Source organism: Lederbergia graminis, from assembly GCF_042655485.1.
Taxonomy (GTDB): Bacteria; Bacillota; Bacilli; order Bacillales; family Bacillaceae_C; genus Lederbergia; species Lederbergia graminis.
In genome coordinates this window covers 547,537-559,061 of the sequence record NZ_JBHSMC010000001.1, presented here as the reverse complement: position 1 = coordinate 559,061, position 11,525 = coordinate 547,537, and the positions used below count along the sequence as shown (strand labels likewise).

Genomic DNA, 11,525 nt, shown 5'->3' with positions numbered 1-11,525 from the left:
TATGTAAACTTGAATTCTTCATACTTGTTGCTTTCGCAAAAATCAGATAAAGTTATTGGTAAATATTGTTTAATTGGAGGATTGCTGAATGAATCTTGGAAATGAACAAATAATCGAGAAGTCCGGATATACATTGCACGTGATTCCAACTGAAAAATATAAAACAAATACTCTTATGTGGAGAATGAAGGCTCCATTAGACGCAGAATCGGTAACAAGCCGAGCATTATTACCTTACGTCTTACAAAGTAACACGAAAAATTATCCTTCTACAGGTGAATTTCGATCCTATTTAGATGATTTATACGGTGCATCATTTTATGTGAACCTGAGTAAAAAAGGAGAATTTCATGTAATAGATTTCATCTTAGAAATTGCGAACGAAAAGTATTTACAAGATAAAAACCCTCTATTACAAAGAGCAATGGAATTATTCCGTGAAGTTTTACTGAATCCTAATGTTACAAATGACGCTTTTGATGCACGCACGATGGAGAAAGAGAAGCGTAACTTGAAACAACGGATACAAGCAGTTTTTGATGATAAAATGCGTTATGCTAGTGTAAGGCTTGTCCAAGAAATGTGTAAAGGGGAACCTTATGAATTACCTCAACACGGTCTAATTGAAAAAGTAGACGAGATTACAAATGAATCTCTCTACCATTATTATAAAAAAGCATTTGCCGAAGATGAAATGGATTTTTATATAATTGGGGATGTAGATGTAACCGATGTGGAAAACTACTGTTCTTCTTTTCAATTTGAAAATCGTCCTAACACTAAAGTAACTAATCGAAATTCAAACCAAATAAGTGAAATTAAGGAAATAAAAGAAACGCAAGATTTGAAGCAAGGAAAATTAAATTTAGGTTGCCGAACAAACATTACGTATGGAGATCCTGATTACTTTGCCTTACAAATGTTTAATGGTATTTTTGGTGGATTCCCACATTCTAAATTGTTTGTAAATGTAAGAGAAAAAGAAAGTTTAGCATATTATGCAGCAAGTAGAGTGGAAAGTCATAAAGGATTACTAATGATTATGTCTGGAATTGATAATCAGAATTATGATAAAGCGGTTTCTATTATTAAAGAACAGCTAGAATCGATGAGGCAAGGTTCTTTTACGGATCAGGATATTGATCAAACGAAGGCAGTATTAAAAAATCAATTTCTTGAAACGAATGATTCAGCAAGAGGATTAATTGAATTACTTTATCACAATATTGTTGCTGATTCTAACGTATCATTACAAGATTGGATTGATAAAATTAATAGCACGACGAAAGAAGAAATCGTTAGTGTAGCAAATAAAGTAGAACTGGATACGATTTATTTCCTAGCTGGAAAGGGTGGTGATCAATAATGAAAAAAATTGAATTCAACCAAATTAATGAAACACTCTTCTATGAAAAACTAGAAAATGGATTGGATGTCTATATTTTACCTAAAGAAGGATTTAATAAAACATATGCGACTTTTACAACAAAATACGGCTCTATTGATCAACAATTTAAGCCACTAAATAAGAATGAGTTTGTCAATGTTCCTGATGGTATCGCGCATTTTCTAGAACACAAATTATTTGAAAAAGAAGATGGGGATGTATTCCAACAGTTTGGTAAACAAGGTGCATCCGCAAATGCTTTTACTTCATTTACGAGAACAGCTTACTTATTTTCTAGTACAACTGATACCGAATTAAATTTAAACACGTTAATGAATATGGTGCAGGAACCATATTTTACTGAAAAAACTGTAGAGAAGGAAAAAGGTATTATTGGTCAGGAAATCATGATGTATGACGATAATCCTGATTGGAGAGTGTATTTTGGTGTAATCGAAAACATGTACCATCATCACCCAGTGAAAATTGATATCGCGGGAACAGTGGAATCAATCTCTAATATAACTGCTGAGTTATTATACGAATGTTATGAAACATTCTACCACCCAAGTAATATGCTCTTGTTTATAACAGGACCAGTTGATCCGGAAGAAATATTAAATATAATTCAAACAAATCAACAAGCTAAAAATTATAATGCAGCACCTGAAATAGAACGGCATTTTGAAGAAGAGCCTGAAGCAGTGGCAACGAAAAAACAAGTTTTAGAAATGAACGTCCAAATACCAAAATCCTATGTCGGTGTAAAAGCTAGAGAAGTACAACAGAGTGGGAAGGAAATGTTAAAACAAGAACTTTCCATCAATATTTTGTTAGAAATGCTTTTTGGAAAAAGCTCGCAAAACTACGAAGAATTAGTGAACGAACAGTTAATTGATGACACTTTCCAATATGATTATTCCCAAGAGCAAGGATTCGGATTTGCTATTATCGGTAGTGATTCAGCACAACCAGATGTTTTTGCAGAAAAAATTCAGTCGATATTACTCGAAGCAATAGATGGTAAACATTTGACTGAAGAAGCTTTAGAAAGAACTCGAAAAAAGAAAATTGGTAATTTTTTAAGAGCGATTAATTCACAAGAATATATCGCTAATCAGTTCACACGTTATTCTTTTAATGAAATGAACTTCTTTGATGTTGTCCCAGTTTTAGAGGAATTAACATTTGCTGATATTCTTGAGGTAGCGAATAAATTTATTGATGAAAGTCAGATGACAGTTTGCCAAGTTGTACCAAAGAAATAAGTAGAGTATACTTGAACCCGGAAAGTTATTATCCGGGTTTTTTACGTTAGGGAGAGAGTTTTGTGAAGAAGTTTGCTTTAATAACTGGAGCAAGTGGTGGTATAGGTGCAACCACTGCTTTGAAACTGGCAAGTGAGGGATGGAATTTATATTTACACTACCATTCCAATATAGAAAAAATGAATACATTAGTGCAGCAACTAGAAGCATATAATATTGAATTAATCACTATTCAAGCTGATCTTCGTACAAATGAGGGTGTCCATAAAATTATTGAATCCATATTTCAGTTAAATGCAATTGTCATTTGTAGTGGAACATCATCATACAGTTTATTTACGGATTTAGATGAGAATACAATAGATGATTTGCTCCAAATACATGTAAAGAGCCCACTTCTATTGATAAAAAAGCTATTACCTAAACTTATGAAGTTTCATGATTCTAGTATTGTCATCATTAGCTCTATTTGGGGACAAACAGGAGCCGCATGTGAAGTGATGTATTCCACTGTAAAAGGTGCTCAAATTTCCTTTGTAAAAGCTTTAAGCAAAGAGATGGCAAGTAATGGTTTACGAATTAATTGCGTTGCTCCTGGGGCAGTGAAGACAGGTATGATGGATCGTTTTACGGAAGAGGAAATAGAAGAGATTGAATCTGAAATTCCATTAGGTCGTCTTGCAATGCCAGAGGAAGTGTCAGAAGCTATTTCTTTTCTTCTTTCGTCAAAATCATCCTATATAACGGGACAAACACTAAGTGTGAATGGTGGTTGGTACATATAGAATTAGCTTTATTACCTTCTATTACACTTTTCTTTTCCATGCATAACGCAAATTCCTCTTGAGCATACTATTCATTGTAAGTTTATCAACAAAGGAGGAAGTGTGAATGTCCATTCTGGATAATTGGGAGCAATGGAAGAATTTCTTAGGTGACCGTTTAGATGATGCACAAAATCAAGGTATGTCCCAAAATGTGATAGATAAAATGGCAACACATGTTGGGGATTATTTAGCGCATAATGTTGATCCTAAAAATGAACAACAACGGGTACTATCTGATTTATGGTCTGTTGCTTCACCAGAAGAACAAGAAGCAATTGCTAAAGTAATGGTTAAACTTGTTGAAAACAACAGTACAAAATAAAAATGAAATAAGACTGTTCCTTTAAATTACTCTTTCCTCTCATACAATTGTGTGAAAATGGCAAAGAATTTTAAAGAACAGTCTTTTTTAATATCAGCATAATGGAATCATTCATGAATAATAAGCGATAATTTTTTTGTAAGAAATTGGCGTAAAAACATACCTTATACTTTCATATTTTATCTATTTCAGCTATTATATAATCGAGACATTATTGTTTAATTAACCAAATCCGGATTTATTACCTTATTGGGAGAGGGTAAGATGGAAAGAAAAGAATGGTATTTGGAATATGAGATTACAATCGATCGTCCGGGTTTATTAGGTGATATTTCATCATTATTAGGAATGTTGTCCATAAACATTATAAGTATAAATGGTATTGATAGAGGACGAAGAGGTTTATTAATCCGGGCAAAAAATGAGGAACAAATTATTCGCCTCGAGTCTATTTTGAAAACAGTTGAAACGATTAGAGTAACAAAAATGCGTGAGCCTAAGTTACTAGATCGATTAGCCGTTCGGCACGGAAGATATATTGAACGAGATATGGATGATAAAAAAACATTCCGTTTTGTAAGGGATGAACTGGGATTATTAGTTGATTTTATGGCTGAATTGTTTAAGCAAGAAGGACATAAACTAGTTGGGATTAGAGGAATGCCTCGAGTAGGAAAGACAGAATCTATTGTTGCCTCAAGTGTTAGTGCTAATAAAAAATGGCTGTTTGTCTCATCCACTCTATTAAAACAAACTATTCGAAAAGAACTAATAAAAGATGAATACAATTCTAACAATATTTTTATTATTGACGGTATTGTATCTAGAACGAGAGCAGATGAACGTCATCTTCAATTAGTTAGAGAAATTATGAAAATTCCAGCCGTGAAAGTGATTGAACATCCAGATATTTTTGTTCAACATTCGGAGTACTCAATGGACGATTTTGATTATATTATTGAACTTAGAAATGATCGTGATGAGGAAATTACATATGAAATTGCAGAGAAAAACAACTTATTCGATGCACCAGGTTTTGGTTTCGACTTTTAGGATTGGCAGGTGTTTTCATTGACAGAATTAGGAAGCCGACTGCGCATGGCAAGAGAAGAGAAAAGCCTTACTTTAGACGAGCTTCAAAATATTACAAGAATCCAAAAAAGATATTTAGTTGCGATAGAAGAAGGGAAATACGAGATATTACCTGGTAAGTTCTATGCACGAGCCTTTATTAAACAGTATGCGGAGGCAGTAGGCCTTGAACCCGAGATACTTTTTGATGAGTATAGAAATGAAATACCACTAACAAATGAAAATGATATACCAGAAAGGCTTTCTAGAATTCAAAACAGAAAAGCTGTTTCACCAACTACATCAAAGTTTATGGAATTATTTCCGAAAATATTAACGGCTGTATTTGTCATTGCAGTTATATTTTTAATTTATACTCTCGTCATGAAGTATGTTGATTTCGGAGAAAAACCTACGGATGATAATAATAAAACAGTAGATATAACCGAATCAGATGATGTAGTACCTGATAATAATGATGACACTAATACTGATAATTCAAATGATAATTCGGACGGAAATACGGATGAGTCGGACGATACGCAAGGTGAAAATACTGACAATGTTAATGATGAAGGATCAGATTCCGAATTAGACGATCCAGATAATGAGGAACAGATAGTGGAACAAGAACTTACACTCGAAAATGTTAATGGTTATGTTTCTACCTTTACGTTAACGAATACGGATAAATTTGAATTTGAAATAAAAGCTTCGGATTCTGGTAGAAGCTGGATTAGTGTGAAGAATGGTCAAAATACAATGTTCTTCCAAGGTGAAATTAAGGATGGGGAAAGTAAAACCTTTGATTTTACGGAAGAAGATAGTGCATATATAGTAGTAGGAAGAACTCTTGATACTGAAATTCTGATCAATGGTGAGCCCATCGAATTTCAATCAGAGCCAGTAAGACAAGATATACAAATTAACTTTACAAAGCAAGACTAAAGGAATTTATTAAAACCGCCGACTTTGGCGGTTCATTTTTTAATGAATCTTATGCTTTTAGATTGGGAGGATATGTATGAATTTACCTAATAAAATTACCATCTCTCGGATATTTTTAATCCCAGTTTTTTTAATTTTAATGCTTGTACCATTTAATTGGGGAACCATTAAATTGCCAGGTACAGAAATGGAAGTAGCCCATTTTATTGGAGCGCTAGTATTTATCTTTGCTTCTGTCACAGATTGGGTTGATGGTTATTTTGCTAGAAAATATAATTTAGTAACGGATTTAGGGAAATTTTTAGACCCACTTGCAGACAAACTTCTTGTTTCTGCTGCATTGATTGTATTAGTTGAAATGCAACTTGCACCATCTTGGATCGTGATTCTCATTATTAGCCGAGAATTTGCGGTAACGGGACTTCGCTTAATTTTAGCTGGGACTGGTGAGGTTGTAGCTGCAAATATATTAGGGAAAATTAAAACTTGGAGCCAGATAATTGCAATATCTGCATTGCTTTTGAATAATATCTTCTTTGAGGCAATAGATTTTCCATTTGCAACAGTTGCACTTTGGGTAGCACTCGTCTTTACGATCTGGTCAGGATATGAGTACTTTGCTAAGAACAAAGCAGTTTTTAAAAATTCAAAATAACTCTATAACAGAAAGGTTTTTGAATAATGAATGCGGAGATTATTGCAGTAGGTACGGAATTACTTTTAGGACAAATAGTAAATTCAAATGCTAAATATTTATCGGAGCAATTAGCAGAAATTGGTGTTAATGTTTATCATCATACGGCTGTAGGTGATAATCCGAATCGATTAAAAGAAGTTATCAAAGTTGCTGAGTCAAGGGCTGATTTACTTATTTTTACAGGTGGTTTGGGACCAACAAAAGATGATTTAACGAAAGATACGATTGCAAATCATATAAACAGTAAACTAGTAGAAGATAAACAAGCGATCCAAACAATACTGGATTATTTCCAAAAAACAAATAGAACAATGACTGAAAATAATAGGAAACAAGCACTCGTAATAGAAGGTTCCCATGTTCTACCAAATGAACATGGGATGGCACCTGGGATGTTTGTCAAAAATCAATCAAAGTTCTATATGCTACTGCCTGGCCCACCTCATGAAATGCAACCAATGTTTCGTAAATTTGGTTTACCCGCTATACTTGATGAAATAGAGGTAAAAGAGAAAATAGTTTCACGTGTCTTACGTTATTTTGGTATTGGCGAGTCTCAGTTAGAAGTAGAGATAGAGGATATACTTGATGAACAGTCAAATCCTACCATTGCACCATTAGCAGGAGATAACGAGGTAACATTGCGGATTACTGCACGTCATCAATCTGAGGAAGAAGCTACGAAACTAATAGATTCAATGGAAAAACGAGTAAATGAGCGCGTTGGCCAATACTTTTATGGCTACGATCAAACAACTATAATGAAAGAATTACTGAAAGTGCTACAAGAAAGAAAATTAACGATTGCAGCAGCCGAAAGTTTAACAGGAGGACTATTTCAGTCTGAAATGACTTCTATTGTTGGTGTAAGTACAATGTTAATTGGTGGAGTAGTATGTTATTCCAATAAATCTAAAATGAAGCTTCTCAATGTGAAAGAAGAGACAATAAATACGTACGGTGTAGTAAGTGAGCAATGTGCAGAAGAACTTGCAGAAAATGTTCGCAACTTATTAGGAACGAGTATTGGAATAAGTTTTACAGGAGTTGCTGGACCTGATTCGCTGGAAGGTCATCCTGCAGGTACAGTTTGGATTGGTATTTCATTCGTAGGAAAACCAGCCAAAGCTTATAAATTACAATTGTCTGGTTCTAGAAACGGAAATCAAAAAAGATCAGTGAAGTATGGTTGTCACTACCTTCTAAAAGAATTACAGGCAAATGAAGAGGGGATGGGACCAAACTATTAGAACTGGATGTAATTCTGAACAATATTTGTGTAACTATACCGCTACGAAAATACACTTCGCTTTCCGCGGGCTTAGAAAAGTGAAGGCGACTGTCAAGTGGCGTATGAAATTTCTAGGACACTGACTGAGATAAAGGATTCACGACGAGAGGTCCACAGGATGTGGATCACGTCGACGTTGGCACACGATGTGCCGATCTTAGTCGACGTTCCTCCGTCGATGATGACTTATCGTAGGGAAGTGACCGAAAATTCACTAGCCACTAGGAGCCTGAACTAGACAAGGTTCGGAAGCCTCCTCGGCGCTTGTGCGCCTGTGGGGTCTTCCGGCTACCGTACATCCCGCAGGAGTCTTCGTGTATTTTCTCCGCTAAAAACTATATAATCGTATGTCAGACAGTACCACCCAGTGCGAACATTATTTTAAGGCTGAATATCAAACCGAACTATCTTGATTATAAATTGGTAGTTCGGTTTTTTATATTTATTCTTATGTCCCATTCTTTTTTATGTACCAATTTACTTACTTTAGCTTAATGCATGAATGAAAAGGGAATTAATTCTAAAAGATATTTTTATAAAAAAAAAATTCATGAAAAATCAATTTTCCCATATAAAATGTCTCTTAATCTTCAATTTTAGTCTAGTGAAAGTTTCATTTTTTGCTATAAATATTGGTAGAAAAATTAACGAATAAATGTTCGCTTTTTGCTTGGCAAATGATAAGAAAACCTGTATACTAAAGTTAGCTTTTGATATGAAATGCATATTACAATATAGAATATATGATTTTCAAGGAGGAACTTGTGTGAGTGATCGTCAAAAAGCCTTAGATATGGCGTTAAAACAAATTGAAAAACAATTTGGTAAAGGTTCAATTATGAAATTAGGAGAGCAAACAGATAGAAAGATATCTACCGTTCCTAGTGGATCTTTAGCATTGGATATAGCTTTAGGAGTGGGTGGATACCCAAGAGGTAGAGTAATAGAAATCTATGGACCAGAAAGTTCTGGTAAAACAACAGTTGCACTCCATGCTATTGCAGAAGTTCAGGCAAAAGGTGGACAAGCAGCATTTATAGATGCAGAGCATGCTCTTGATCCAGTATATGCGCAAAAATTAGGTGTTAATATTGATGAATTGTTACTTTCTCAACCTGACACTGGTGAGCAAGCACTTGAAATTGCAGAAGCATTAGTTCGTAGTGGAGCAATCGAAATCATTGTTATCGATTCAGTTGCTGCTTTAGTGCCAAAAGCGGAGATTGAAGGGGAAATGGGAGATGCCCATGTAGGACTTCAAGCACGCTTAATGTCCCAAGCACTACGTAAGCTTTCAGGCGCAATTAATAAATCAAATACAATCGCTATTTTCATTAATCAAATTCGTGAAAAAGTCGGTGTTATGTTCGGAAACCCTGAGACAACACCAGGTGGTCGTGCATTGAAATTCTATTCTTCTGTAAGATTGGAAGTACGCCGTGCTGAGCAATTAAAACAAGGTCAAGACATTGTAGGTAACAAAACAAAAGTAAAAGTTGTAAAGAATAAAGTAGCACCACCTTTCCGTGTTGCAGAAGTCGATATTATGTATGGTGAAGGTATTTCACGAGAAGGTGAAATAGTTGATATGGGTTCTGAGTTAGACATTATGCAAAAAAGTGGTTCATGGTACTCATATAATGAAGAACGAATTGGACAAGGCCGTGAAAATGCTAAACAATTCCTTAAAGAAAACCCTGAAATCCGAAATGAAATTATGCTCAAGATTCGTGAACATTACGGATTAGATGGAGAGAAAGTAGCCCCTTTAGAAGCTGAGGAAGAATTTAAAGACAACTTTGAAGAAGAATTCAGTTTATTAGATGAATAAGTAAAGCAACAGAAGCAAGGCCAGATTGGCTTTGCTTTATTTTTTTCTTTCAATATTGACCATCTCTTGACAATAAAACGCCACAAATATAAAATTAGTATGTATATTTTACATTTTTTCACTTGAAAATTTTTGAGCTTGGCTCTGTATATTGAAACCTATGTAAAAATGTACCAATGTACCAGCCGACATGTTAGAAGCATGATACAAGTTAATAGCAAGAGGGGGTGAACTTATGGATACTTTAAATATCATACTCATCTCCATTTTAGCTATCCTTATCGTCTGTGTAGTTGTTGGCTATTTCATAATGAAAAAAGTTGCTAAAGTGAAAATAACAGGCGCACATTCTGAAGCGGAACAAATCATCAAAAATGCTGAACGGGATGCAGAGGCATTAAAGAAAGAAGCCCTGTTGGAAGCGAAGGATGAAAATCATAAACTTCGTATTGAAACTGAACGTGAACTTCGGGAAAGAAGAACCGAATTGCAAAAACAAGAAAATCGCTTATTGCAAAAGGAGGAAAACCTCGACCGAAAAGACGAGACTCTGGACAAGCGGGAGAGTCAGCTTGAAAAGAAGGAAGCAGCAATAAATGAAAAACAACAACATATTGAAGAGATGGAAAGCAAAGTGGATGAGATGATCCGCAAACAAACACAAGAGCTTGAAAGAATTTCAGGTCTGACTCGTGATGAAGCGAAAGCAATTATTTTGTCAGGCGTTGAAAATGAACTAGCCCATGAAACTGCATTAATGGTGAAAGAGAGCGAAATGCGTGCGAAAGAAGAAGCTGATAAAAAAGCGAAGAATATTCTTTCTCTTGCCATCCAACGTTGTGCAGCGGAACATGTTGCTGAGACAACCGTTTCTGTTGTAACACTACCTAATGATGAAATGAAAGGTCGTATCATTGGTCGTGAAGGTAGAAATATTCGTACTCTCGAAACATTAACAGGGATTGATCTCATCATTGACGATACACCAGAAGCAGTTATCCTATCTGGATTTGATCCGATTAGACGCGAAACCGCTCGAATCGCTTTAGAAAAACTTGTTCAAGATGGTCGCATCCATCCTGCTCGAATTGAAGAGATGGTCGATAAAGCGCGCCGTGAAGTAGATGAATATATTAGGGAAGTTGGAGAACAAACAACATTTGAAGTTGGAGTTCATGGTTTACATCCTGATTTAATCAAAATACTCGGTCGCCTAAAATATCGGACAAGTTATGGTCAAAATGTTCTCAAGCATTCAATGGAAGTGGCATTCCTTTCTGGATTATTAGCTGCTGAGCTAGGTGAGGATGAAACGCTTGCCCGCCGTGCTGGCTTACTTCATGATATTGGTAAAGCAATTGATCACGAAGTAGAAGGAAGTCACGTAGAAATTGGAATTGAGCTTGCGACCAAGTATAAAGAACATGAAGTGGTCATTAACAGTATTGCGTCTCACCATGGAGACACAGAACCAACTTCCACTATTTCTGTCCTAGTAGCTGCTGCTGATGCATTATCTGCAGCAAGACCAGGTGCTCGAAGTGAAACACTAGAAAACTATATTCGACGATTAGAAAAATTGGAAGAAATTTCTGAGTCTTATGATGGTGTTGAAAAATCGTTTGCTATCCAAGCGGGTAGAGAAGTTCGTGTCATTGTTAAGCCAGAACAAATCAATGACCTAGAATCTCATAAACTTGCGAGAGATATTCGTAAGCGAATTGAAAATGACTTAGATTATCCAGGCCATATTAAAGTAACTGTAATTCGTGAAACAAGAGCAGTTGAATATGCAAAATAAAGTGGTGTAATTCTCACCACTTTTTTTGTGTCTTAAATTAATGGTAAAATGAACTGGAATAATAATATATCTATTGTTAGAA

General features: G+C 35.2%; 10 protein-coding genes. All 10 read left to right on the top strand.

The window, feature by feature from the left end; translation table 11 throughout:
* Window positions 1-88: 88 nt before the first annotated feature.
* The 10 genes from yfmF (at window position 89) to rny (ending at window position 11,443) form a co-directional block, all read left to right on the top strand.
* Window positions 89-1,366: an EF-P 5-aminopentanol modification-associated protein YfmF gene (yfmF, locus tag ACFPM4_RS02915; RefSeq protein WP_382347505.1), complete on the top strand. Its 1,278-nt coding sequence runs from the start codon at window positions 89-91 to the stop codon at window positions 1,364-1,366.
* Window positions 1,366-2,655 carry an EF-P 5-aminopentanol modification-associated protein YfmH gene (gene yfmH / locus ACFPM4_RS02910; protein ID WP_382347502.1) on the top strand — a complete coding sequence of 430 codons (1,290 nt, stop codon included), beginning with the start codon at window positions 1,366-1,368 and terminating at the stop codon, window positions 2,653-2,655. The genes yfmF and yfmH overlap by 1 nt, the downstream gene beginning before the upstream one ends.
* A 62-nt stretch (window positions 2,656-2,717) precedes the next feature.
* Complete coding sequence (gene ymfI / locus ACFPM4_RS02905; RefSeq protein ID WP_382347499.1) at window positions 2,718-3,440, top strand: elongation factor P 5-aminopentanone reductase; 723 nt, start codon at window positions 2,718-2,720, stop codon at window positions 3,438-3,440.
* Window positions 3,441-3,546: 106 nt separating this feature from the next.
* On the top strand, window positions 3,547-3,804 hold the full coding sequence (locus tag ACFPM4_RS02900) for a DUF3243 domain-containing protein (RefSeq protein ID WP_144919991.1): 258 nt from the start codon (window positions 3,547-3,549) through the stop codon (window positions 3,802-3,804).
* 264 nt (window positions 3,805-4,068) lie between these two features.
* Entirely contained in the window at window positions 4,069-4,857 is a 789-nt protein-coding gene (locus tag ACFPM4_RS02895; RefSeq protein WP_144919989.1) for a DUF3388 domain-containing protein, read from the top strand.
* 18 nt (window positions 4,858-4,875) lie between these two features.
* Window positions 4,876-5,823, top strand: a complete 948-nt coding sequence (locus ACFPM4_RS02890; RefSeq protein ID WP_382347495.1) for a helix-turn-helix domain-containing protein — start codon at window positions 4,876-4,878, stop codon at window positions 5,821-5,823.
* 76 nt (window positions 5,824-5,899) lie between these two features.
* Window positions 5,900-6,478, top strand: coding sequence for a CDP-diacylglycerol--glycerol-3-phosphate 3-phosphatidyltransferase (gene pgsA, locus ACFPM4_RS02885; protein ID WP_382347492.1), 579 nt, complete (start codon window positions 5,900-5,902; stop codon window positions 6,476-6,478).
* A gap of 26 nt (window positions 6,479-6,504) precedes the next feature.
* A complete protein-coding gene (locus tag ACFPM4_RS02880) occupies window positions 6,505-7,770 on the top strand; it encodes a competence/damage-inducible protein A (RefSeq protein WP_382347489.1) in 1,266 nt (421 codons plus the stop codon).
* A gap of 807 nt (window positions 7,771-8,577) precedes the next feature.
* Window positions 8,578-9,642, top strand: coding sequence for a recombinase RecA (gene recA / locus ACFPM4_RS02875; protein WP_144919980.1), 1,065 nt, complete (start codon window positions 8,578-8,580; stop codon window positions 9,640-9,642).
* Window positions 9,643-9,877: 235 nt separating this feature from the next.
* The gene (rny, locus tag ACFPM4_RS02870) at window positions 9,878-11,443 is read left to right on the top strand and encodes a ribonuclease Y (RefSeq protein WP_144919978.1); all 1,566 of its coding nucleotides are present in this window, start codon (window positions 9,878-9,880) and stop codon (window positions 11,441-11,443) included.
* Window positions 11,444-11,525: the final 82 nt, after the last annotated feature.